This is a genomic window from Streptomyces sp. NPDC005955 (genome assembly GCF_042871255.1).
GTDB lineage: Bacteria > Actinomycetota > Actinomycetes > Streptomycetales > Streptomycetaceae > Streptomyces.
Genome location: NZ_JBIAIF010000010.1, coordinates 116,761 through 140,120, shown reverse-complemented (window position 1 = coordinate 140,120; position 23,360 = coordinate 116,761). Strand labels below are relative to the sequence as shown.

The 23,360-nt window shown below is 72.6% G+C and carries 18 protein-coding genes and 1 pseudogene; 10 read left to right on the top strand and 9 right to left on the bottom strand.

Going from position 1 to position 23,360, the window contains the following annotated elements; genetic code table 11:
- The first annotated feature begins 70 nt into the window (after positions 1-70).
- From ACFYOU_RS23435 to ACFYOU_RS23420, 4 genes are all read left to right on the top strand, one after another.
- Positions 71-736, top strand: a complete 666-nt coding sequence (locus ACFYOU_RS23435; protein WP_389763917.1) for a VWA domain-containing protein — start codon at positions 71-73, stop codon at positions 734-736.
- Between the two features lie 8 nt (positions 737-744).
- On the top strand, positions 745-2,052 hold the full coding sequence (locus ACFYOU_RS23430) for a protein phosphatase 2C domain-containing protein (RefSeq protein WP_391308179.1): 1,308 nt from the start codon (positions 745-747) through the stop codon (positions 2,050-2,052).
- Positions 2,049-2,996 (top strand): hypothetical protein, encoded by a 948-nt coding sequence (locus ACFYOU_RS23425; protein WP_391308177.1) that lies wholly within the window; start codon positions 2,049-2,051, stop codon positions 2,994-2,996. The genes ACFYOU_RS23430 and ACFYOU_RS23425 overlap by 4 nt, the downstream gene beginning before the upstream one ends.
- Positions 2,997-3,084: 88 nt before the next feature.
- A complete protein-coding gene (locus ACFYOU_RS23420; protein ID WP_391308175.1) occupies positions 3,085-4,161 on the top strand; it encodes an AI-2E family transporter in 1,077 nt (358 codons plus the stop codon).
- A 199-nt stretch (positions 4,162-4,360) separates the two neighbouring features.
- On the opposite strand, the gene ACFYOU_RS23415 is transcribed toward ACFYOU_RS23420, so the two are convergent.
- From ACFYOU_RS23415 to ACFYOU_RS23405, 3 genes are all read right to left on the bottom strand, one after another.
- Entirely contained in the window at positions 4,361-4,618 is a 258-nt protein-coding gene (locus tag ACFYOU_RS23415) for a hypothetical protein (RefSeq protein WP_391308174.1), read from the bottom strand.
- A 143-nt stretch (positions 4,619-4,761) separates the two neighbouring features.
- Positions 4,762-5,496, bottom strand: a complete 735-nt coding sequence (locus ACFYOU_RS23410; protein ID WP_389763905.1) for a GntR family transcriptional regulator — start codon at positions 5,494-5,496, stop codon at positions 4,762-4,764.
- A 167-nt stretch (positions 5,497-5,663) separates the two neighbouring features.
- A complete protein-coding gene (locus tag ACFYOU_RS23405) occupies positions 5,664-7,847 on the bottom strand; it encodes a SpoIIE family protein phosphatase (protein WP_389763903.1) in 2,184 nt (727 codons plus the stop codon).
- Between the two features lie 210 nt (positions 7,848-8,057).
- Between ACFYOU_RS23405 and aspS the strand changes: the two genes are divergently transcribed.
- On the top strand, positions 8,058-9,821 hold the full coding sequence (aspS, locus tag ACFYOU_RS23400; protein WP_391308172.1) for an aspartate--tRNA ligase: 1,764 nt from the start codon (positions 8,058-8,060) through the stop codon (positions 9,819-9,821).
- A gap of 150 nt (positions 9,822-9,971) precedes the next feature.
- On the opposite strand, the gene ACFYOU_RS23395 is transcribed toward aspS, so the two are convergent.
- Positions 9,972-10,493 (bottom strand): hypothetical protein, encoded by a 522-nt coding sequence (locus ACFYOU_RS23395; protein ID WP_391308171.1) that lies wholly within the window; start codon positions 10,491-10,493, stop codon positions 9,972-9,974.
- A gap of 186 nt (positions 10,494-10,679) precedes the next feature.
- On the opposite strand from ACFYOU_RS23395, the gene ACFYOU_RS23390 reads away from it, so the two are divergent.
- Together ACFYOU_RS23390 and ACFYOU_RS23385 are read left to right on the top strand one after the other, a co-directional pair.
- Entirely contained in the window at positions 10,680-11,222 is a 543-nt protein-coding gene (locus ACFYOU_RS23390; protein WP_391308169.1) for a UTRA domain-containing protein, read from the top strand.
- A gap of 1 nt (position 11,223) precedes the next feature.
- Positions 11,224-11,991 (top strand): UTRA domain-containing protein, encoded by a 768-nt coding sequence (locus ACFYOU_RS23385; RefSeq protein WP_391308167.1) that lies wholly within the window; start codon positions 11,224-11,226, stop codon positions 11,989-11,991.
- A gap of 206 nt (positions 11,992-12,197) precedes the next feature.
- Here ACFYOU_RS23385 and metG read toward each other — a convergent pair whose 3' ends face one another.
- Together metG and ACFYOU_RS23375 are read right to left on the bottom strand one after the other, a co-directional pair.
- A complete protein-coding gene (gene metG / locus ACFYOU_RS23380) occupies positions 12,198-13,916 on the bottom strand; it encodes a methionine--tRNA ligase (protein ID WP_391308165.1) in 1,719 nt (572 codons plus the stop codon).
- A gap of 188 nt (positions 13,917-14,104) precedes the next feature.
- Complete coding sequence (locus ACFYOU_RS23375; protein WP_391308163.1) at positions 14,105-15,721, bottom strand: VWA domain-containing protein; 1,617 nt, start codon at positions 15,719-15,721, stop codon at positions 14,105-14,107.
- Between the two features lie 234 nt (positions 15,722-15,955).
- Here ACFYOU_RS23375 and ACFYOU_RS23370 point away from each other — a divergent pair, with 234 nt between their 5' ends.
- Positions 15,956-18,055, top strand: a complete 2,100-nt coding sequence (locus ACFYOU_RS23370; protein ID WP_391308161.1) for an alkaline phosphatase PhoX — start codon at positions 15,956-15,958, stop codon at positions 18,053-18,055.
- A 200-nt stretch (positions 18,056-18,255) separates the two neighbouring features.
- On the opposite strand, the pseudogene ACFYOU_RS23365 reads toward ACFYOU_RS23370, so the two are convergent.
- A pseudogene (locus tag ACFYOU_RS23365) lies at positions 18,256-19,221 on the bottom strand (LysR family transcriptional regulator); the annotation flags it as partial.
- A gap of 312 nt (positions 19,222-19,533) precedes the next feature.
- Here ACFYOU_RS23365 and snpA point away from each other — a divergent pair.
- Entirely contained in the window at positions 19,534-20,238 is a 705-nt protein-coding gene (gene snpA / locus ACFYOU_RS23360) for a snapalysin (protein WP_389763886.1), read from the top strand.
- 105 nt (positions 20,239-20,343) lie between these two features.
- On the opposite strand, the gene ACFYOU_RS23355 is transcribed toward snpA, so the two are convergent.
- Both ACFYOU_RS23355 and ACFYOU_RS23350 read right to left on the bottom strand, forming a co-directional pair.
- Positions 20,344-21,783, bottom strand: a complete 1,440-nt coding sequence (locus tag ACFYOU_RS23355; RefSeq protein WP_389763884.1) for a WGR domain-containing protein — start codon at positions 21,781-21,783, stop codon at positions 20,344-20,346.
- A 159-nt stretch (positions 21,784-21,942) separates the two neighbouring features.
- Positions 21,943-22,497: a hypothetical protein gene (locus ACFYOU_RS23350; RefSeq protein WP_391308159.1), complete on the bottom strand. Its 555-nt coding sequence runs from the start codon at positions 22,495-22,497 to the stop codon at positions 21,943-21,945.
- Positions 22,498-22,500: 3 nt separating this feature from the next.
- On the opposite strand from ACFYOU_RS23350, the gene ACFYOU_RS23345 reads away from it, so the two are divergent.
- A complete protein-coding gene (locus tag ACFYOU_RS23345) occupies positions 22,501-23,352 on the top strand; it encodes a phosphotransferase (protein WP_391308157.1) in 852 nt (283 codons plus the stop codon).
- Positions 23,353-23,360 lie beyond the last annotated feature (8 nt).

Below are 23,360 nucleotides of genomic sequence, written 5' to 3'. Positions count from 1 at the left end.
CCGTTGCCGGCTCGCCGGACGTTCGCCCCGCCCCACGACCCTGACAGCACCGCCCGGAGGTACGAGAACCGTGCAGATCCTTCCCTTCTATCTCGTGTGCGACGAGTCGGGATCCATGAACGGTGACCCGCTCGACAGCATCAACAGCGCCCTGCCGGAGCTGCACCGCGAGATCAGCACCAACCCGACCGTCGCGGACAAGACCCGCTTCTGCCTGATCGGCTTCTCCAACGACGCCAAGGTGCTGCAACCGTTGGTGGACCTCAGCGACATCGACACCCTGCCGGGCCTCGCAGCCGGCGGGCTCACCGCGTACGGGGAGGCGTTCCGCACGCTGCGCACCTGCATCGAGGCGGACGTGACCACGCTGAAGGCCGAGGGCCACGACGTGTACCGGCCGGTGGTGTTCTTCCTCTCCGACGGCGGGCCCACCGACGACGACTGGCAGCAGGCGCACAAGGAACTGATCGACGCCCGCTACCGGCCGAACATCATCGCCTTCGGCATCGGCGAGGCGGACCGGGCGACCATCGGTCACGTCGCCAACTTCCGGGCGTTCATGCAGCAGGACCAGAGCGTGTCGGCGGCGCAGGCGCTGCGCGAGTTCGCGGCCAGTCTGACCCGGTCGATCGTGCGTTCGGCGAGCAGCATCCCGGCGGACGGCAGCGGCGGGTTCAACCTCGCCGTGGACGAGACCGTGCCCGGGTTCACCTCCGTCACCCTCGACAAGCTCTGAGGCCGGCCGTGCACCAGCCGGACATCCCCCAGCCGGGTTCCCCCCAGGAGTGGCCGCCTCCCGCGTCGGGCCCCGAGGAGGTCCCCGGGGCCGGGGCGGGGCAGGCACGCGCGGACGCGCTCGACGAGGCGTGGAACAGCCTGCCGTCCGGCGTCGGCGCGGTGATCTACCGTCCCGTTGCCCCGCCGCCGCCCACCCCCGAACCGGTCGCCCTCCCCGAACCGCACGCTCCCGTACCGGAGTCCGCCCCCGTACCGCACGCCCCCGTACCGGAGCCCGCCCCCGTACCGGCTCCGGCATCCGTACCGGCCCCGGCGCCCGTGCCCGCGGTCGAGGGCGTGCCCGCAGCGGAACCGGTCCCGCCGGGCGCCGTTCCGGAAGCCGTTCGGGTGCCCGTCGCCGTACCGCTGCTGGGACCCCCGCGGCACAGCGGGCCCAAGCCGCCGCTGTACGCGCCGCACCCCGGCATCCTGCCGTCCGTGCGCGACGACCTCGACGGCGCGGTCGTTGCGGACATCGTCGTGGACGGCGCCACCCACGGGGCGTTGACGGTACGGGCCGCCTCGATCCGCGGGGACTCGCACCGTTACGAGGGCGGTCCGCGTCAGGACGCGCTGGGCGTCACCCGACTCGGCGGCCCCGACCCGGCGAACGGACTGCTGCTGCTCACCGTCGCCGACGGCGTGGGCTCCGCCGCCCGCTCGCACATCGGCTCGCACGAGGTCAGCCGCAGCGTCGCGCTCTTCCTCGACCGGTACGCCGAGCAACTCGCCGAATCGCTGCGCGCCCACGACGAGTCGACGTTCAGCGCGCTGGTGAACTCCGCGGTCGGCAGCGCCGCCGAAGGGCTCGCCCGCAGCGTGGCCGAACGCGGCGGGCACCCCGCCGACCACGCCACCACCCTGCGCGGACTGCTGGTGCCCCTCGACCCGCGGGTGCGCGACCGCGGCTTCTTCGCGGTGGGCGACGGCGGCGGGGCGCTGCTGCGCCGGGGCGTGTGGACCGTCGACGTGTTCGGTGAGGGGCAGGGCGGCTCCGGGGTCATCGACACCGGCACCGAGGCGCTGCCCGGCTCGCGGTTCGCCCGCTCGCTGATCCACGGCCCCGCCCTGCCGGGGGACCTGCTGGTGCTGTGCACCGACGGCCTGTCCACCCCGCTCGCCGGGGACGCCGGGATGCGGGACTTCCTCGCCGCGGCCTGGGGCTCCGCCGAAGTGCCCGGACCGGTCGACTTCCTCTGGCAACTCCAGTACCGGGTGAAGTCCTACGACGACGACCGCACCGCCGTGTGCTTGTGGGAGGGCCCCGAGGGATGAGCGTGGACGACGGCGCGGACGTCCCCCTCGGCGCACTGGCGGTGCGGGACCGCATCGGGGACGGCGGCCAGGGCGAGGTGTTCACCCTGGCCGACCTGCCCACGGTGCTGTACAAGAGCTACCGCGATCCGCGGCAGGTCGACGGGGAGGCGCTCGCCGAACTGGTCGGCGTGCGCCGGGTCCTCGACCCGGTGCACCGCGGCCGCCTCGACACCGAGGCCGCGTGGCCGCTGTGCCGGGTCGTCAGCGCGGGCCGGGTGACGGGCTTCCTGATGCGCCGGGCCCCGGAGACGATGACCTGGACCACGGGCACCGGTGACACCAAGCTGACGGAGCTGGCGTTCCTGCTGCGCCCGCCGAAGGCCGCCTGGCAGACGGTGGCGCAGCCCTCGCCGGCCGAGCGGTACGCGCTGGCGGTGGCCCTGGTCGAGGCGCTGCACCGGCTGCACACCATGGGCCTGGTGCTGGGTGACCTCTCGGCGGCGAACGTGCTGTGGACCCTGCGGCCCGCCCCCGCGGTGTACCTGCTGGACTGCGACGGCGCGCGGCTGGTGGGCCGGGCGCCGGTGCTGGCGCAGGCGGACACCATCGACTGGGGCGATCCCGGGGCGAAGCCCGGTGCGGTCACCGTCGACAGCGACCGCTACAAGGCCGCCCTCGCGGTGAGCCGCATCCTGGCGCGCGACGCGTACGCGGCCCCGGGCGCACCGTTCACCCCGCTGCCCGGCGTGCTGGACGAGCGGCGGGAGCACGCGGTGCGGCGGCTGTTGGACCAGGCCGCCGGGCCGTACGGGGCGCGGCCCGACCTCGGACAGTGGCGGGTGGCCCTGGCCGGTCGCGAGGTCATCAAGCTGACGGCGGCCGCCCCGGCGCCCCGACCGCCGGTCGACCGTTCGAAGTTCGACGGTCCGCGGCAGCGCGGCACGATCAACCTCCGGGACTGAGGACCCGCGGGCCGCCGGGGCGTCACCCGTCGGCGGCGCCCGCGGGGCGCGCCCGTGGTTCGCCGACCCCCTGCGTACGCTATGGACCGTGCGTACCCTTTTGCCCGAACCCGTCCGTCGGACCGCCGCTTGGTGCGTCGTGTTCCTCCTGGTCGCCGGGGTCGCGGCGGTCGGGATCTGGCTGTGCATCGTCTTCAAGACGGCGGTGACCCCGGTGCTGCTCGCCCTGCTGGGCACGGCGCTGCTGCGACCGCTGTACCGGCGGCTGGTGGCGGCGAAGGTGAACGCTTCGCTGGCGGCGGGCCTGACCTGCGTGGCCGTCGTCGCGGTGGTCGGCGGGGCGGTGTACATCGTGGTCGGGGCGCTCATCGACTCGGGCCCGCAGATCATCACCTCGCTACGGGTGGCCGGCCGGTCGCTCACCGAGTACTTCGGGGCGGCCGGCACCTCCCTGGACGACCTGGCGGCCAACGCCAAGCAACTGCTGGGCAAGTTCGGGAGCACCGCGGCGTCCGGGGTGATCACCGGGATCAGCGTCGTCGGCACGATGATCGCGACCGCGGTCCTGGCCCTGCTGCTGATCTTCTTCTTCCTCCGGGACTCCGGGCGGGCGCTCGCCGCGCTGCACTCGTTCGCGCCCGGCGGCTCCGGGCACACCCTGGAGGCGATGGCCCGCCGGGCGTTCCGGGCCGTGGAGGGCTTCATGCGCGGGACCACGCTCATCGCCTTCATCGACGCGGTGTGCATCACCGTCGGTCTGCTGGTCCTGAAGGTGCCGGGAGCGATCGGGTTGGGCGCCCTGGTCTTCGTCGGCGCGTACATCCCCTACCTGGGGGCGTTCATCTCCGGGGCGGTCGCCGTCCTCGTCGCCCTCGCCGACCGGGGGTTCGTCATCGCGCTCTGGGCGCTCGGGGTGGTGCTCGCCGTGCAGGTGCTGGAGGGTCAGGTGCTCCAGCCGATGATCCAGAGCCGGACGGTGCAGATGCATCCGGCGATCGTCCTGCTGGCGATCACCGCGGGTGCGTCGGTGGCCGGCATCCTCGGGATGCTGCTGGCGGTGCCGCTCACGGCGGCGGCGTTCGGCGTGATCTCGGAGCTGCGCATCCACTACGGCGGCGGCGCGACGCCCCCGCCCCCGCCCGCACCTTCACCCGGCGGGTCCTGATCCGACGCCGGACCTCGGACGGCCACTGCGTGGCGGGCCCTGGGTGCCACCGGCCGGACAGGTGGCACCCAGGGGGCTCAGGTGATGCCGAGGGCCATCCCGATCACCGGGCCGCACGTGCCGCTGACCATGACGATCATCAGTACGCCGGTGTAACGGACGAGCACGTCGCGCAGCCGTAACCGACTGCGGGCGTGCCTCACCGGGTGGGGGAGCAGGCGGGGCGGCGGCGGTCCTCGTCGTTGTCCGCGAGGACGTGGCACAGCTCCGCGTGGAGGGCTTCCGCTTCGGAGGGGGACATCCACAGACCGGCGTCACCCCGGTGCTCGCCGTTCCGCAAGACCATGAGCGGCAGTCGGTAGCGGGTGCCGTCGTCACCTTCGCTCTTCTGGACGCGTTTGCCCGGGATGCGGTCCACGCGCCAACCGACGCCGGGCCTGTATCGGGGATCGGCCATCTGGTGTCGCCTGCCCTTCTGTCACGAGAACTGGACAGGTGGACCATTCCACCGGTTGACCTGTCCAGTCAAGGAGGGGCAACGCAACAACCCCTGCCGAAGCAGGGGTTGTTGGGGTCGATGGGGGCCTTCCGGCCAGCGTGTCACTCCTGCCGCAGGGCGTACTCCTCGGTCCTGGCCCACCGCCCGGCGGGCGTCACGCCCACCTCGTAGGCCAGCGGCTTGCCCTCCGAGTCGTAGGAGATGTGGCGCACCTCCGCGACCGCCTGCGGCCCGTCGAGTCCGAGAACGCGCAGCTCGTCGTCGGTGGCGAGGCGCGCACTCCACCAGTCGCGGCCCGTCTGCGGGCGCCGACCGGTCTGCATCTCCACATAACGCGTGGTGCCCTCGCGCACCCGCTCCCGCTGCAACAGCCGGGGCGCGGCGTCGGCCACCTCGGTGGTGAACCACGAGGTGGACATGGCCGAAGCCCGATCACCCTCACGAGTGACGCGCTGTCGCCGTGCGACGCTCGCTCCCGGCTCCACGCCCAGCGCGGTGGCGACGTGCTCCGGAGCGGCCGTCAGCTCTGCCGCCAGGATCTCGGCGTACTCGCCGGCCGTGTAGATGTTCCCCGTCGCCACGGCGGTCTGGTACCGCTCGCCCGCGCTGCGCGCCAGCGGGATGCGCGGCTGGACGGTGGTTCCGACGCCCTGGCGGGAGGCGATCAGGCCCTCTTGGCGCAGCACTTGGAGCGCCCGGACGATCGTCGGACGGGAGACGCTCCACCGGTCCGTCATCTCGCGTTCGCTCGGCAGGCTGTCGCCCGCGTTGAGTTCGCCCCGCACGATGCGGCCCCGGATCTCGGTCGCGATCTGTTCGTACTTCGGCAGTGCCATGGGTTCGCGTGTCCCTCACTGGTTGGCCAGTTGACTTGTCCAGTGGTCATGGTGCCCCACCGCCGCTTCGGGAGCCAAGCCCGTATCAGGCCGGACACCCGCCCCGGTACCGGGAGTTGTCGTGCTCCGAACGCCGTCCGGTACGAGCGCCGTCCGGTACGACCGCGCTAGGTGCCGGGCTCCGGCTCCGACCCCGCGGGCTTCGTGGATTCGGCGAGTTCGAACCAGGTGCTCTTGCCCTCGCCGCGGGGGTCCACGCCCCACGCGTCGGCGAGCAGGTCCATCAGCACCAGGCCCCGCCCGGAGGACGCCAACTCGCCGGGCTCGCGCCGGTGCGGCAGGTCGTCACTGGCGTCGGTGACCTCGACCCGCAGCCGGCGCCGGCCCGGCTCACCGGTCACCGCGGCCGTCATCAGGGCATCGCCGTCCGTGTGGACGAGGACGTTGGTGAGCGTCTCGGACACCATCAGCACCGCCGCGTCGACCTGTTCGCGGTCGGCCCAGTCGTGCAGCAGCTCCCGCAACTGCTGGCGGCCCGCGGCGATCCGGTGGGGCTCCGCCTGGGCCACCGTCAGCAGGGTCCGCCGGGCCGGCGCCACCGGTGCGGGACGTTCACCGCGGCGCAGCAGCAGGAAGGCGATGTCGTCCTCGCGGCGGTCCGCCAGCGGTCCCGTCGTGTGGTGCGAGGACGGTCCGTGCACCGCCTGGACCAGGCCGTCCGCCAGTTCCTCCAGGCTGTCGCCCGGGTGCTCCTCCAACGTGCTGCGGATGCGGGCCCAACCGGTGTCCCAGTCGTGGCCGCCCGTCTCGATCAGGCCGTCCGTGCAGATCAGCATGGTCTCGCCGGGTTCCAGGACCAACCGGGTCGTCGGGTAGTCGGTGTCCGGGTCGATGCCCAGCGGCAGCCCGCCGGCCGTCGAGCGGAGCAGGACCGTGCCGTCGGCCAGCCGGATCGCCGGCTCCGGGTGCCCGGCGCGGGCGATCTCCAGTACCCCGGTGACCGGGTCGGCCTCCACGTACAGACAGGTCGCGAAACGCGTCTCGGCGGCCTCGCCGGGCGGCGCGGGGCCCGTGGCACCGTACGGGACGGCGTCCGTGAGTCCGGCGAGGAACCGTCCGGCGCGGGACAGCACCGCGTCCGGGCGGTGGCCCTCGGCGGCGTAGGCGCGCAGCGCGACCCGCAGCTGACCCATCAGCCCGGCGGCCCGGACGTCGTGCCCCTGGACGTCCCCGATGACCAGGGCGATCCGGCCGGACGGCAACGGGATCACGTCGTACCAGTCGCCCCCGACCTGGAGTCCGCCGCCGGTCGGCACGTAGCGCGCGGCCAGCCGTACGCCGGGGATCTCCGGTCCGAGGGTGGGCAGCATCGAGCGCTGGAGGCCGTCGGTGAGCTCCCGTTCGCTCTCGGCGGCGCCCGCCCGCGACAGCGCCTGGGCCAGCATCCGCGCGACGGTCGTCAGGACCGCCCGTTCGTCCGGGGTGAACGTCACCCGGTACGCGAACGCCGCCATCCACGCCCCGATGGTGCGGCCCGCGACGACCAGCGGCAGGTACGCCCAGGACTGCCGCGCGAAGGGTTCCGCGAGCCGCCACGCCGTCGGGTAGGCGCGCCGGTAGTCACCGGGCGACGACAGGTACACGGCCCGTCCGGTGCGCACCACCTCGGCCGCCGGGTAGTCGGTGTCCAGCGGCATCGCGGTGAAGGGGCCTTCGGCGCCCGGGGAGTGCCCGTGGTGGCCGATGACGGTGAGGCGGTCGCCCGCCAACCCGAACACGGCGAGGCCGTCGGGGCTGAAGCCCGGCATCGACAGCCGGGCCGCCACCCGCAGCACCTCCGCCGTCGACCGGGCCTCCGCGAGCGCCCGCCCCGCGTCCAGCAGGAACGCTTCCCGGGAGCGGCGCCAGTCACCGGTGACGGGGGAGTGCGCGGCGGCGCCCGGCGGCTGCTCGCCGATCTCCTGGAGCACGCCGAGCAGCTCGTACGAACCGGTCTCGCGGTGGTACGTGGGCTTGGAGCGGCTGCGCACCGTGCGGACCACCCGACCCCGCTCGTCCATGATCCGCAGGCGGGCCTCGGCGAGGGAGTCCTCCGCGACGGCGAGCCGGACGACCCCGTCGATCTCGTTCCAGTCGACCGGGTGGAAGCGGGCGCGCACCCGGGCCTCCGTGACCTCGCCGGCGACCGGCGGCAGGCCGAGCAGCCGGGCGGCCTCCGCGTCGACGGTGACGACACCGGCGGCGGTGTCCCAGTGCCACAGCCCGGTGCGGAGCGCCCTGAGCACCTCCTCGGCGCCGGGCAGCGCGGACGCCCCGGCCCGTGCGGAGGGCGGGGGCTCTTCGGTACGCATTGCCCCACTGTAGGAATATCGGACCGGAAAAGGCCACCGCGTCCGGGGCGGCGCCGCCCGGCGGGGGGCACGGAACGCGGGGAACGCGCGGGGCGGCCGGGGTGCGCGGGGCGGCCGGGACGGGCGTACGAACGGGGCGGGGGATCTTGGGGGCGGGCGGTAACCTTGACGGGCCCGGCACTGCACTCCGTCAAGACTGGATGAACCACGATGCATCGGTACAGGTCCCACACCTGCGGCGAGCTCCGCGCCTCTGACGTCGGCGCCGACGTCCGGCTGAGCGGCTGGCTGCACAACCGTCGAGACCTGGGCGGCATCCTCTTCATCGATCTGCGCGACCACTACGGCATCACCCAGCTCGTCGCCCGCCCCGGCACCGCCGCGGCCGAGGTCCTGGACAAGCTGACCAAGGAGACCGTCGTCCGCATCGACGGCAAGGTCGTGTCCCGCGGCGCCGACAACGTCAACGCCGAGCTGCCGACCGGTGAGGTCGAGATCGAGGCGGACGTGGTCGAGGTGCTGGGCGCCGCCCAGCAGATCCCGTTCACGATCAACGCCGAGGACGGGGTCAACGAGGAGCGGCGCCTGGAGTACCGCTTCCTCGACCTGCGCCGCGAGCGCATGCACCGCAACATCATGCTGCGCACGGCCGTGATCTCCGCGATCCGCCACAAGATGGTCGCCCTCGGCTTCAACGAGATGGCGACCCCGATCCTCACCGCGACCTCCCCCGAGGGCGCCCGTGACTTCGTGGTCCCGTCCCGGCTGCACGCGGGCCGCTTCTACGCGCTGCCGCAGGCCCCGCAGCAGTTCAAGCAGCTGCTGATGATCTCCGGCTTCGACCGCTACTTCCAGATCGCCCCCTGCTTCCGGGACGAGGACGCCCGGGCGGACCGTTCGCCGGGCGAGTTCTACCAGCTCGACGTGGAGATGTCCTTCGTCGAGCAGGAGGACGTGTTCCGGCCCATCGAGAAGCTGATGACGGAGCTGTTCGAGGAGTTCGGCGGCGGCCGTCCCGTCACCTCGCCGTTCCCGCGCATCCCGTTCCGCGAGTCCATGGCGAAGTACGGCTCCGACAAGCCGGACCTGCGGGCCCAGCTGGAGCTGGTCGACATCACCGACGTGTTCGAGGGCTCCGCGTTCAAGGCGTTCGCCGGCAAGCACGTACGGGCCCTGCCGGTGCCCGACGTCTCCGGTCAGCCGCGCAAGTTCTTCGACCAGCTCGGTGAGTACGCCGTCGAGCAGGGCGCGAAGGGCCTCGCCTGGGTCCGGGTCGCCGAGGACGGTTCGCTGACCGGCCCGATCGCCAAGTTCCTCACCGAGGAGAACGTCGCCGAGCTGACCAAGCGCCTGGCCCTGGCCCCCGGCCACGCCGTGTTCTTCGGCGCGGGCGAGTACGACGAGGTCTCGAAGATCATGGGCGCGGTGCGCGTCGAGGCCGCGAAGCGCTCCGGCCACTTCGAGGAGGGCGTCTTCCGCTTCTGCTGGATCGTCGACTTCCCGATGTACGAGAAGGACGAGGAGACCGGCCGCATCGACTTCTCCCACAACCCGTTCTCCATGCCGCAGGGCGGCATGAAGGACCTGGAGGAGAAGGACCCGCTGGACATCCTGGCCTGGCAGTACGACATCGTGTGCAACGGTGTCGAACTGTCCTCCGGCGCGATCCGCAACCACGAGCCCGAGGTCATGCTGAAGGCGTTCGAGATCGCGGGCTACGAGCGCGACACCGTGGAGCAGGAGTTCGCGGGCATGCTCCGCGCGTTCCGCTTCGGCGCCCCGCCGCACGGCGGCATCGCCCCGGGCGTCGACCGGATCGTCATGCTCCTCGCCGACGAGCCCAACATCCGGGAGACCATCGCGTTCCCGCTGAACGGCAACGCGCAGGACCTGATGATGGGTGCGCCCACGGAGCTGGACGAGTCCCGGCTCCGGGAGCTGCACCTGAGCGTGCGCAAGCCCCAGCCGAAGTAGTTCCTCTCTTCCCCGAAGGGCCGGCGACCTCCTCCCCGGAGGCGCCGGCCCTTCGGCGCGCCGTCCGGTTCCCGGCGGTACGCGTTCCCCTGCGGGTGCATGGTGGTTGCCCGCGCAGTTCCCCGCGCCCCTGACGGGGCGCCTCTCGGGTCACGCGTGTTCGTCCGTCGCCGTTTCGGCTCGGCGCAGCCGTTGCAATCCGTGTACGAGCAGGGTGTGGAGGGGGGCGGTGGGGCAGGCGTACCGGTCGACCGGCCCGGCCCAATGGGACCGTCTCCGTCCGGCGGCGAGGTCGAGCCGGGGCACGCCGAGGTAGTACCCGGCTCCCAGGTGTTCCACCTGGGGCATCCGGTCCGTGGCCCAGGTGCCGCAGGCGGTCAGGACGTAGGTCTGCCGGGTGGTGCGGTCGAGGAAGACGGGTCCGCCGTTCAGGGCGGTGCGCAGGACGGCAGCGGCCCGCGCGTCGTCCGCGGCGCCGGTCGCAACGCGCACCAGGTCGCAGGGTACGCGGACGGCGTCGAAGGTCCGCCCACAGGCGAGCAGCGCCACACCGCGTGACGCCCACTCGGTGAGAGCGGTGGAGCGGTCCTCGGCGGCGAGGAGGAGCCAACGGGCGAGGGCTTCCGTGTCCGGCCGGGGCGTGGTCTCGGTTGCTGGGGGACGGTGGTTCATGCGCGTTCTCCCCCGTCCCTGCTGACGCTCGAACTCTGCGGCATGTCGGCTCTCCTTCACGTCCCAGCGGTGACCAGCGGCGCGAACGTATCGCTTTTCGCGAAAAGCAGCAAGGTGCCTGTAAGTGGAACGCTTTACTGTGTAGAGCGGCAAGGCTCTGGGACGCTGCTGAAGAGGGGAGGACCCGTGCCCGAAGACGGGTGGACGCACGCTTCCGCGCCGTATCTGAGACCCCCTGCGCCGGGTCAGGCCGACGCCTGGACCACCGAGACCGCTGTCAAGGGGCGCAAGGGGACGCAGCGCGTCGTCCGGGCCGAGGAAGTCCGGGCCTCCCGTGAGGTGGCGGAGCTGCTGGGGCTCCACGAAGCGGCGGAGGTGATCGTCCGCCGGAGGGTCATGTTCCTCGACGGGGAGCCCACGGAGCTGACGGACACCTACTACCCGGCGGCCATCGCCCGGGGCACCCGTTTGACGGAGACCTCGAAGATCCCCGGTGGCGCCGTCACGCTGCTGGCGGACCTCGGACACGTCGCTCACGTCGTACGCGAAGTGGTGCGTGCGCGGATGCCGGACGCTCAGGAACGGGAGTCGCTGGCGATGGGCGCCGATGCCCCCGTACTGACCCTGACCCGGGTCACGGCGGACGACCGGGGCGTCCCGTTCCAGGTCGATGTGTCGATCTTCCCGGCCGCCACCCAGCAACTCAGCTACGAGAGGAGGGTGGACTGACATGCCCGAGACCCATGAAGACACCTTCGACCGGCGTCCCCTGCACGAGCGCATCGCCGCGGATCTACGCGACGAGATCATGTCCGGTGTCCTGGCGCCCGCCACCAACCTGCCCTCCACGCAGCGACTGAAGGAGCGGTTCGAGGCGTCGAACGCCACTGTGCAGAAGGCGTTGCGGATACTGAAGGACGAACGCCTGGTCATCGGTCGAGCGGGCTCGGGGGTGACCGTCCGCGAACACCGGCAGGAGACGATCCGCCCGGCCGACTTCGGAAGGCCCGCTGACCCGGGCAAGCCCTACCCGTGGCTCGCCGAGGCCGCCGAGCGCGGTAGGAGCGGCAGCGTCCGACTCCTGGGTGTGTTCGAGGTGCGGCCACCGCACGACGTAGCCGAACGGCTGGGCCTGGCCGGGACCGGAACGGCGGTGGAACGGAAGCAACTCCTGCTGCACGACGGGGAGCCCGTCGAACTGGTCTCGTCGTACTACCCTCTCGACCTCGCGTGGGGAACCGCCCTGGCGGAACCCCGGAAGATCCGGGGAGGGACGCCCGCTCTTCTGGCCGGAATGGGATATCCGCCGAGGCTCACCGTCGACCGCGTATCGGCCCGCGTGCCCACCCAAGCCCAGTACGAGGCGTTGCGTCTACCGACGGATCTGCCGATCCTGCGGACGCTGCGGGTCGTGTACAGCGACGACGAACGCCCGATCGAGGTGACCGTGACGGCGAAAGCGGGCCATCTGTACGAACTGCAATACGAGTTCGAGTAGAGCGCCGACGGGGACCCTTGGGGCGACCTGAGGCCGGCCCGCACCGGACAGCGCACCCTGGCCGCAACGCACCCGATCAGGGGCGCGGGGAACTGCGCGAGCAACCACTGCGCACCCGCACCCGGACAGCGCACCGCAGGTGGACGTACGGAAGGGCCGCGGCGGACGAACCGCGCGGCCCTTCGTCACGTTGGAGCGGCGACGGACTACTCGCCGCCGCCGAAGCGCACCCGGAACGCCTCCAGGTCCTCGTCCGTGATCTTCGCGAACAGCACCGGCGGCACCGTGAACGACGTCCCCACCGGCACGGTGTCCAACGCGGACGCCTCAGCCGGCGTGACCCACAGCGCCGTGTCGCCCTCCAGGGCGAACACGCCCCGCATCGCCTTCGCCGTGGCCGGGATGAAGGGTTCGGAGACCACCGCGTACAGGTGGATCAGGTTCATCGCCGTGCGCAGCGTCAGCGCCGCCGCCTCCGGGTCGGTCTTGATCTCCAGCCAGGGGGACTTCTCCTCCAGGTAGGAGTTGCCCGCCGACCACAGCGCGCGCAGCGCGGCCGCGGCCTTGCGGAACTGGAGCGCCTCCATCTGCTCCTCGTACTCGGCGAGCAGCCGGGCGATCTCCGTACCGAGGTTCTCCTCGGCGACACCGGGCGTGCCGCCGGCCGGGACCTCGTCCCCGAACCGCTTCTTCGAGAACGACAGCACCCGGTTGACGAAGTTGCCCAGGGTGTCCGCCAGGTCCTTGTTGACCGTGGCGGTGAAGTGCTCCCAGGTGAACGAGGAGTCGTCGGACTCGGGGGCGTTGGCGATCAGGAAGTACCGCCAGTAGTCCGCGGGCAGCACGTCGAGCGCCGCGTCCGTGAACACGCCCCGCTTCTGCGAGGTGGAGAACTTGCCGCCGTAGTACGTCAGCCAGTTGAACGCCTTGACGTAGTCGACCTTCTTCCACGGCTCCCGCACGCCGAGCTCGGTCGCCGGGAACATCACCGTGTGGAAGGGGACGTTGTCCTTGGCCATGAACTCGGTGTACCGGACGGTGTCGTCGGCCTCGTACCACCACGACTTCCAGTCCCGGACCTCACCGGCGGGCGCCGCGTCGGCCCACTCCTTCGTCGCGGCGATGTACTCGATGGGCGCGTCGAACCACACGTAGAAGACCTTGCCCTCGGCCGCCAGCTCCGGCCAGGTGTCCGCCGGTACGGGCACGCCCCAGTCCAGGTCGCGGGTGATCGCGCGGTCGTGCAGGCCCTCGGTCAGCCACTTGCGGGCGATGGAGGAGGCGAGCTGCGGCCAGGCGTCGCCGACCTCGTCGATCCACGCCTCCACCTCCTGCTGGAGCTTCGACTGGAGGAGGAACAGGTGCTTGGTCTCGCGGACCTCCAGGTCCGTGGACCCGCTGATCGCCGAGCGCGGGTCGATCAGGTCCGTCGGGTCGAGGACCCGGGTGCAGTTCTCGCACTGGTCGCCGCGCGCCTTGTCGTAGCCGCAGTACGGGCAGGTGCCCTCGACGTACCGGTCCGGCAGGAAGCGGCCGTCGGTCGGCGAGTACACCTGGCGGATCGCCCGCTCCTCGATGAACCCGTTCTCGTTGAGCTTGCGGGCGAAGTGCTGGGTGATCTCCGCGTTCTGCGCCGAGGAGCTGCGGCCGAAGTAGTCGAAGGCCAGCTCGAAGCCGTCGTACACGGCCTTCTGCGCGTCGTGCGCCTGCGCACAGAACTCGTCCACCGGCAGCCCGCGCTCCTTGGCCGCCAGCTCGGCGGGGGTGCCGTGCTCGTCGGTGGCGCAGATGTACAGGACGTCGTGGCCGCGCTGGCGGAGGTACCGGGAGTACACGTCCGCCGGAAGCATGGACCCCACCATGTTGCCCAGGTGCTTGATCCCGTTGATGTACGGAAGGGCGCTGGTGATGAGGTGTCGAGCCATCGGGGGCTGCTCCCAGTTCGCGGTGTGCGGTGATGGTCCGGTGCCGGCCGGTGACCGGGCCTCGCGGCCCCGCCCCGCCGGGTGCGGAATCCACAAATCGTATCCGACGGGCAGGGGCGCCCCGCGCGGAGTTTTTCCGCGGGGACGCCCCTGTGGGACCCCTCTACCGGGCTACGCGGCCGGGTCGCTCAGCCGTTCCGGGCGGCCAGCCAGTCGGGCAGCGCGGCGAGCAGTCCCTCGTACAGCTCCTTGTCGGTGAGCTCCCGGGGCGCGGGGCCCGCGTGGTAGAACGCCGCGTTGTCGGCGGTCAGCTTGCGCAGGTAGTCGAAGCCCTTCGCCTCGTGTTCGCCGAACGCCACGAACTGGAAGAACAGCGGCAGCCGGGCGGCCTCGGCGAGCGCCTCGGTGGCCGCGCCCTTGACGTCCGGGGGACCGTCGACCTGGAACACGACCAGGGCGGGTTCCCGGGACCCCGACTTCTCGTAGTGGGCCACGACCTCCGCGATCGCCGCGGGGTAGCTGGTGCGGCCCATGCGTCCGGCGGCGGCGTGCAGCTCGTCGACCCGTCCCTCGTACGTGGTGAGGTCGAGTTCCCCGGTGCCGTCCACCTCGGTGGAGAACAGCACGACGGGGACGGTCGCCGCCTCGTCCAGGTGCGCGGACAGGGCGAGCGCCTGCTCGCCGAGCCCCTGCGCGGAGCCGTCCTTGTAGTAGCCGCGCATCGAGCCGGAACGGTCCAGCACCAGGTACACCCGCAGTCGGGTGCCCGTGAGCTCCCGCTTGCGCAGTGCGGCGCCCGCCGCCTTGTACCCGGTGAGCAGGCCGGGCGCCCTGGTCCGCACCCGCGCCAGACTCCACGCGGGCTTCCCGGCGGGTACGGGCGCGGCGGCCGGTTCCGGTTCGGCGGCGACCTCGACCTCCGCCACGACCTGGGCCTCCGCTACGACCTGGGCCTCCGCTACGACCTCGGGCTCCGGTACGGGCTCGGCCTCCGGTACGACCTCGGCTGCCGGTACGGGGTCGGGCTCCGGTACGGGGTCGGGCTCGGCGGCCTCGGGCTCCGGCGCGGTGACCGGCGCGGTGACCGGCGCGGTGACCGGTGCGGTGATCGGCTCCGCGGGCGCGGGGATCGTGGGCGCCGCCTCGGTGACGACCGGCTCGGCGGTCGGTTCGGTCACCGTCGCGGCGACCGGCGCGGGGGTCGGGTCCGGCTCCGTGGCGGGGGCCGGGATCACCGGCTTGGCCTCGACCTCGGTGACCGAAGCCGTCGGGGCCGTCGCCGCTGCCGACGCGGCGGGCTCCGAGGCCGACGGCACCGACTCGGAAGACGTGGTGGACGCGGCGGCCGCGGAAGGCGCGGCGGGCTGGGCCGGGACCACCGGGGACGGGTCCCGCACCGGCTCCGCGGGCCGGGGCACGCTCACCCGGTCGAACGCGGCGGAGACCAGCTCGTCCGCGACGGACGACTGCGCGGGTACCCGCCCCCCGGTGTCCGTGTCCCCGTCCGCACCGGACGCGGTCGTACCGGACGCGGTGTCCGACGGCGCGGAACCGGTGACGGCACCGGACTCCGTACGGGTGCCCTTGCCCGACGGCTCGCCCGGGGCCGAATCCGGGGCCGGGGTCGAGGCCGAAGCCGATGCCTCGGCAGGGGCCGTGGCCGCGGGAGCAGCCGCTTCCGCGGCGGGCGCAGCCGTGTCGACCCCCTCCGCCACCTGCGGCGATTCGCCTTCGGCACCCTGCGCAGGGCCTTCCGACTTCTTCGACCGACCGAAAACGCCCCGCAGCCGACTCAGAATGCCCATGTGCGCAACCCTTCAGATGAGTTGTTCTGTCAATCCCTGGCCAGGATGGCCACGTAAGGTTAGCCAAACGCCCCGGCGATCAGCGGCCGACCCACCCCGACGGCCCAACGGCACCCCCGCTCTCCCTGCCGGGTTCACTCCGCGTTCACGTTTCGTCCCTCCCTTCGCGAGGGGAACGCCCTAGGTTCGCGCCGTACGCACACCGAGCCGAACACACCCACAAGGGGACGAGACGTGCGCAGACTGCTGCCGATCACCACCACCTCTCACCCGGGCGGTCGCTCCGCCCTCACCTGCCGTTTCCGCTGCGGCGACGCCTGCTTCGGCGAGGTGCCCAACACCAGCGACAACGCGTACGCGGGCGACGTCATCGCCGGAGCCGTCAGCCGTCGTTCGCTGATGCGGTCGGCGGCCGTGGTGACCGTCACCGCCGCGGCCGGCGGCGCCCTGCTCGGCCCCGGGGCGCCCGAGGCGCAGGCCGCCCCGGCCGAGGGGGCCGCGGCAGGGCGGCACCGGCCGCCGCGGGACCGGGCGGCCCGCGGGCTGCGGTTCGCTCCGGTCGCCCCGAACCGCAACGACGCGGTGACCGTGCCCGAGGGCTACGGGCAGAACCTGGTGATCCGCTGGGGCGACCCGATCCTGCGGGGCGCCCCGGCCTTCGACCCGGAGCGGCAGAGCGCCGCTGCGCAGGCCGGTCAGTTCGGCTACAACAACGACTTCCTGAGCCTGCTGCCGCTGCCCCGGGAGCACGGCCGGCAGCTGCTCGTGGCCAACCACGAGTACACGGACGAGGTCCTGATGTTCCGGGACTACGACCCCGCGAACCCGACCCGCGAACAGGTGGAGATCGCCTGGGCCGCGCACGGGCTGTCGGTCGTGGTCGTGGCGGACGAGCGCCGCAGCGGCCGGTTGACCGCCGTACCGCGCCACCACCTGAACCGGCGCCTCACCATGACCAGCGAGTTCCGGCTGACCGGCCCCGTCGCGGGTGACCGGCTGGTGCGCACGGGGGCCGACCCGCGCGGCGTCACCGTGCTCGGCACCCTCAACAACTGCGCGGGCGGCGAGACCCCGTGGGGCACCACGCTGCACGGCGAGGAGAACTTCAACCAGTACTTCGGCCACGCCGACCGGGTCAGCGATCCGGTGACGGCCGCCCGGCTGAAGCGGTACGGGATCACGGGCGGCGCCTCGGAGCGCAAGTGGGAGCGGTTCGACGACCGGTTCGACCTGACGAAGGAGCCCAACGAGGCGAACCGGTTCGGCTGGGTCGTGGAGCTGGACCCGTACGACCCGGACTCGACGCCGCGCAAGCGGACCGCGCTCGGCCGGTTCAAGCACGAGGCGGCGCAGCCCCGGCTCACCGCCGACGGCCGGCCCGTCGTCTACATGGGCGACGACGAGCGCTTCGACTACTTCTACAAGTTCGTCTCCTCGAAGAGGCGCATGCGCGGTAACAGCCGCACCGCGCACGCGCACAACCTGACCCTGCTGGACGAGGGCACCCTCTACGTGGCGAAGCTGACCGGGGACTCCCCGGCCGCGGAGCTCGACGGCACCGGAACGCTCCCCTCGGACGGGGAGTTCGACGGCGGCGGCCGGTGGATCCCGCTGGCCACCGCGGGCCCGCGCGGACGCGCCGTCTCACACGTGCCGGGCATGACCGCCGAGGAGGTGTACGTCTTCACCCGGCAGGCCGCGGACAAGGCGGGCGCCACCAAGATGGACCGCCCCGAGGACGTGGAGCCGTCCCCGCACACCGGCCGGGTGTACGTGGCCCTCACCAACAACTCCGACCGCGGCAAGCCCGACAAGCCCGGGGCGGACGAGGCGAACCCGCGCAACCGCAACAAGCACGGTCAGATCCTCGAACTCACCGAGTACGGCAACCGCCCCGAGGCCACGCGCTTCGCCTGGAGCCTGTTCCTGGTGGCGGGCGACCCGGACGACCCGGCGACGTACTTCGCGGGTTTCCCCAAGGACCGGGTCTCGCCGATCTCCTGCCCGGACAACCTCGCCTTCGACCCGCACGGCAACCTGTGGATCTCCACGGACGGCAATGCGCTCGGCACCCACGACGGCCTGTTCGGCGTCGCGACCCGCGGGGAACGCCGGGGCGGACTGAAACAGTTCCTGACCGTGCCGACCGGTGCGGAGACCTGCGGCCCGATCGTCCAGGACCGTCGGGTGCTGGTCGCCGTGCAGCACCCGGGCGAGGTGGACGGGGCGAGCGTGGAGCGGCCGGCGAGCACCTGGCCGGACGGTCCGGGGCGGATCGTGCGGCCCTCGGTGGTCGCGGTCTGGCGCACCGACGGTCACGCCATCGGCACCTGACCCCACCGACTCGGCCGCCGGGGCGAGGGCACGGGCCCGGGCTCCGGCCCCGCACTCACCACGGGCACCGATCCCGATACGGGGACCGATCCCGTTACGGAGACCCGGCCGTGCCCCGGTAGGCGGACCGGCGCGGCGGGGTGTTCGGCCGGGCGCTCGACGGGACGTTCAGCGAGATGTTCAGCGGGACGTTCGACCACGGGGGCCGGGGCGGTGGCGGACCGGACGGGGCTGCTCCGGCCCCGGTCCGCCAACCACCGGGCGTAGGCCGGTGCTTCCTGCGCCGCCTCCGCGTACGCCGCGGCCAGATCGTCGAAGGCCGCGTCCAACTCCGTGCAGGTCCGGGCCACGAGCAGCAGCCGCACCCCGATCGGGTCGCCCTCCAGGGGGCGCACCACGGTGTCCGGTCGGGGCAGCGTGGTCGGTTGGGACACCGTCACCACCTCGCCGGTGGCGACCAGGGTGTACGCGGTGAGGTAGTCCCCGTGCAGCACCCGCGGATTGAGGCCGGCCTCCCGCAGCACCCGGGACACCGCGTCCCACTCCCCGTCCACGGTCGAGTCGACCATCCAGCGGTCGTGCGCCAGCGCGTCGACCGGTACGGAGCGCAGGGCCGCCGCCGGGTGGTCGGCCGCCAAGGTCACGAACTGGGGCTCCCGTTCGACGAGGACCCGGCTGCGCAGTTCGGCGGGGAACCGCAGCGGGCTGCCCTCCACCTCGTGCACGAACGCCACGTCGAGCTGACCGTCGGCGACCATGCCGAGCAGCGCGTTGGACGACACGTCCATCTGGAGCGTGGGTTCCGTGCCCGGGTGGCGCTGGCGCAGCCTGCGCAGCCAACCGGGCAGTGCGCGGCTCGCGGTGGAGCCGATCAGCAGTTGGGTGCCGTCCGTGGCGCGCGCGGCGGCGGCCCGGGTGTCGTTGACCAGCGCCCGCATCTCCGCTACCAGCGGGCGGGCCCGCCCGAGCAGCACCCGGCCGAGCGGCGTGGGACGGCAACCGGACCGCTCCCGGGTGAACAGCCGTCCGCCCACGGCCTGTTCGATGCGGCGCAACTGTGTGCTGAGCGTGGGCTGAGCGACGCCCAGGGACCGGGCCGCCTTGTGCAGGCTGCCCGTGTCGGCGATGGCGCACAGGGCGCGGAGGTGCCTCACTTCGAGGTCCATGGCAAGTGAGCGTAGGCCCGCTCAGGGCACCGGCACCAGACGGTCCTCGTCACACTGCCGGGGCTCCAGGGGTCCCGGAGCCGTGCGGGGCCCCTGGCGCGGAGCGGTACGGGGTCCGGTTGTTGACGCGTCCGTAACGGGATGCGTCAAGGAAGTGATAGGGCCGGGCTATCACCACTTGCCATCATCCCGAACTCGCGTTCCTCCCTGAAACTCCTTAGCAGTCGAACCGGTTCCCACCCCCCACCCTCCCTCGGGACCCCCATCCCCGGGGCCCCACCCGGACCCGATCGCACACAAGAGGAGCGCACCATGAAGCCCCCCACACGCTTCCTGTCAGCCGCCCTGGGCCTCGGCATCGCCGCGGTGACGGCCGCCGCGGCCACCCTCCCCGCCGCCGCTGCGGACGCCCGCGCCGCCGAGGCCACCACAACCGCCTCCACCACCGAGTCGATCGCCCGCTACGAGGGGTCCAAGGAGGACTCCGCCGCGACCAAGAGGTTCTTCGAGGCGGTCGTGAAGTCGGTGGCCGAGAAGCAGGCCGCCAACCCCGGCGCCCGCCTGGTGACCGTCCGCTACAACGCGTCCCAAGCCCCGTCCTTCCGCGGCCAGATAGCCAGCAGCACCGCCATCTGGAACAGCTCGGTGTCCAACGTGCGGCTCCAGGAGGTCACCGGCGCCGCGGACTTCACCTACCGCGAGGGCAACGACCCGCGGGGTTCGTACGCCTCGACCAACATGCACGGCCGCGGGTTCATCTTCCTGGACTACCGCCAGAACCAGCAGTACGACTCCACCCGGGTCACCTCGCACGAGACGGGCCACGTGCTCGGCCTGTACGACAACTACCGCGGCCCGTGCAGCGAGCTGATGTCGGGCGGCGGTCCGGGCACCTCGTGCCGCAACGCCTACCCCAACGCGGCGGAGCGCGCACGGGTCAACCAGCTCTGGGTCAACGGCTTCGCCAAGGCCCTGGAGAAGGCGGGCGCCACGCTCGGCACCGCCAAGAACGGCTGACGCACCACCCCCACACCAGGTACGTCCGCTCACACCCCCCACAGGTGCGGGCCGCCCCTCTCGCCGGGCGGCCCGCACCACCCCTTCCCTCCGGCGCGGGGTGCCTCACACCAGTCGGCGTATCTCGCCGCGCACCCGGTAGAAGCCCCCGGCGGAGGTGTGCAACTCGTCCACCACGTAACGGGCGCCCGGTTCGCGCATCCCGCGCGGGAACTGGACGTTCCACCGCGGGTCGTAGCCCTCCGACACGACGTGCACCCGCATCCGGGAGCCCGTCTGGACGCACTCCACGACGATCCCGCCCGCCGGCGCCGCCGATACGGTCGCCAGCGCGGACACCGAACTCACCGGCGTGTACGCGGGCAGCGCGGCGGCCGACTTGACGTCCCTGGCCACCGGCACGGTGCCCTGCTGGGCGGCGGCGATGGCGGCGTCCGAGGCGTCGATGCAGACCAGCGAGCCGTCCGTGGTGACCATGTACAGCCGCTCGTCCAGGTACTGCATGGACAGCGCCGAACCGCTGCCGGTGCCCAGCTTCCACAGCCGGTTGCCCGCGGCGTCGAAGCAGTACACCGAGGACGAGGAGTCGCCCGCGAACACGTAGGCGCCGCCGGGCGCGGTGGCGCAGGAGTACACCGAGGTGTCGCAGCGGTAGTCGGCGACGACCTCCCCGGTGGACTTCGCCAGCCGCTGGACCACGTGCCGCGCGGTGCCCGCGTACACCGAGTCGTCCTCCTGCCAGCCGAACAGCACCCCGCCCCGGGTCGGCGTGTGCCACAGCTCGCCGGTGCCGTTCTGGGCGTACGCCGTCACTCCCGCCCCGTGCCCGTGGTAGACGCCCCGCGCATCGGCCCGGACCATCCACCCGTGCTGGCCGTCCGACTTTCGGGACCACTGGTGTTCGTCCTCGTGGTCGATCACGGTGAGCCCGCCGCGGGCGTCGGAGACGTTGAGGACGCCCTCGTGGATGTCCAGCCAGAAGATGTCGACGTCCGGGGCGATCGTGTACGCGCCGAACGGCAGCTTGGACGACAGGTCGTACACCGTGCCGTCGTCGCAGCCCGCGTAGATCCAGAAGTCGTCGGCGACCAGGCACTTGACGCCGTCCGGCAGGGAGTAGCGGGCCAGCACCTCACCGCCGTGGCTGAGCGAGTAGACGTCACCCGCCTGGTTGCCGACCCAGCAGCGGTCCTGGTCGATGTGGATGCCGAACGCCGCGGAGCCGGTGCGCAGTCGCCACAGCACCGGTGCGGTGGAGCGGGCCGTCGACGGGGCGGAGCTCACCTGGCGGCGGGTCACCGGTCGGGCGGCCCTGGCCCCCTGCACGGCGGTCGCGTAGCCCTTGCGGACCTTCTCGCCGACCTTCTTCGCCGCGGCGGCCCGCGCCTTCTCCTCGGTGGGGAACGAGGACACGGTCGTCTGGCCGTCCGCGCCGATCCGCCCGTACCGCACGGAGACCACGGTGCCGTCGACGGTCACCTCGTAGAACTTGTGCGCGCCGCCGCCTTCCTGCGACAGCTCCAGATACGTCGTCGAACGCGCCACGGCGGACCCCTCCCCAGGACGGAACCGGCCGTTCCGTCGGCCCGTTCTCACTACCCCGGACAGTAGGGCGCCCCACTGACAACGAGGCCCCGTACGCTCACGCCGGGCCCGCTCCCGTAGGCGTGCCGCTGGCGCCGAACACCCTCGACCGGGCCTCCGTCATCTCCTCGTCAGCATCAGGCCGAAGCAGTCCTCGCACCCGTCGTCCTTCGGAGCGAGGAGGATCCGTAGCCGCCGCTGCTCCCCTTCGAAGGCGACCTGGACCGTCACCTCCTCCTTGTCCAGCGGCCCGAAGTCCGCGGTCATGGGACCCTGCGCCCGGCCTCCCCACTCCGACACCCAGGTCCGAGCGATGTCCTCGGCTTCGTCGCCGTCCAGTGCGAGTTCCTTCAGGCCGTCCGCGTCCTGCTCCTGGAGGCGGGCCAGGACGCGTTCGACGGCGGAGAGGGTTCCGGGGGAGGGCCGTCCCGTGACGCTCAGGTCGAGATCGGCGACGCCGGTCCTGTGGCGCTGCGGGGTCTTGTCGGTGTCGTAGGGCAGGAACGCCCAGACCAGCAGCAACAAGGTGATGACGCCGGCGACCACGCCGGACCTCTTCACCGGACCGTCCCGGTGCGTAGGGTGCTCATCGTGGTCGTACTCCTGTTCGGCTCGCGCGGTACGCAGATGCGAGGACGGCCCCACCCGCCCCGTGGTTCCGGAACCGGAGGTCACGCCATGAACGTACGCGAGACGCACAGCGCCCTGTTGAGTCGCCTGTTGCCCGACGACGCACCGGGCGAACTGGACGTGCGCAGCGGGCAGTTCCATGACGTCGTCATCGGCGCGGACCGTGTCGTGTGTCTGCCGCGGACCCGGGCGGCGGCCGGTCGACTCCCGGAGCGCGCCGCCGTGCTGAGCGCCCTCGCCGGGCTCGACCTGGGCTGTCGGACGCCCGAGCCGCTGGACCGTGGCGACGGTGAGGTGCCGTTCCTGGTGCTGAGTCGGATTCCAGGGGAGCCGTTGCGGGCGGACGTGCTCGGCGACGCCGCCGTGGCCGACGCCGTCGCGGCGCAGTACGCCGCGTTGCTGGCGGGGCTGGCGCGCGCCGGCTCCGATGCGAGCGTGCGGGGGCTGGTGCCCGTGGCGCCGGAGGACCAGTGGAGCCGGTTCGCGGACGGCGTGCGTACGGAGTTGTTCCCGTTGATGTCCGGGGACGGGCGGCTACGGGCCGGGCGGGAGCTGGCCGCGCTGGACGGGCTTCCGCACCGCACCGGAGCCGTGGTGCACGGGGACCTCGGGGCCGAGAACGTCCTGTGGGAGTGGCGAGACGGCTCGCCGCACCTCGCCGGGGTGCTGGACTGGGACGAGGTGTCCCTCGGCGACCGCGCCGAAGACCTTGCGGCCGTCGGCGCCGGTTACGGACCCGGGTTCCTGGCGCGGCTGCTCGGCCGGATCGACGATGAGGACCCCGGGCTCGGGGTGCGCATCGCCGCGGTACGGGGCACGTTCGCCCTGCAACAGGCACTCTTCGCCGTGCGGGACGGTGACGAGGACGAACTCGCGGACGGGTTGGCCGGCTACCGCTGAGCGGCTCG

Excerpts from the sequence above, each read along its gene's own strand:
- ACFYOU_RS23425 (WP_391308177.1), top strand. The coding sequence starts at position 2,049 with ATGAGCGTGGACGACGGCGCGGACGTCCCCCTCGGCGCACTGGCGGTG.
- ACFYOU_RS23415 (WP_391308174.1), bottom strand. The coding sequence starts at position 4,618 with ATGGCCGATCCCCGATACAGGCCCGGCGTCGGTTGGCGCGTGGACCGC.
- ACFYOU_RS23410 (WP_389763905.1), bottom strand. The coding sequence starts at position 5,496 with ATGGCACTGCCGAAGTACGAACAGATCGCGACCGAGATCCGGGGCCGC.
- ACFYOU_RS23405 (WP_389763903.1), bottom strand. The coding sequence starts at position 7,847 with ATGCGTACCGAAGAGCCCCCGCCCTCCGCACGGGCCGGGGCGTCCGCG.
- aspS (WP_391308172.1), top strand. The coding sequence starts at position 8,058 with ATGCATCGGTACAGGTCCCACACCTGCGGCGAGCTCCGCGCCTCTGAC.
- ACFYOU_RS23395 (WP_391308171.1), bottom strand. The coding sequence starts at position 10,493 with ATGAACCACCGTCCCCCAGCAACCGAGACCACGCCCCGGCCGGACACG.
- ACFYOU_RS23385 (WP_391308167.1), top strand. The coding sequence starts at position 11,224 with ATGCCCGAGACCCATGAAGACACCTTCGACCGGCGTCCCCTGCACGAG.
- metG (WP_391308165.1), bottom strand. The coding sequence starts at position 13,916 with ATGGCTCGACACCTCATCACCAGCGCCCTTCCGTACATCAACGGGATC.
- ACFYOU_RS23375 (WP_391308163.1), bottom strand. The coding sequence starts at position 15,721 with ATGGGCATTCTGAGTCGGCTGCGGGGCGTTTTCGGTCGGTCGAAGAAG.
- snpA (WP_389763886.1), top strand. The coding sequence starts at position 19,534 with ATGAAGCCCCCCACACGCTTCCTGTCAGCCGCCCTGGGCCTCGGCATC.
- ACFYOU_RS23345 (WP_391308157.1), top strand. The coding sequence starts at position 22,501 with ATGAACGTACGCGAGACGCACAGCGCCCTGTTGAGTCGCCTGTTGCCC.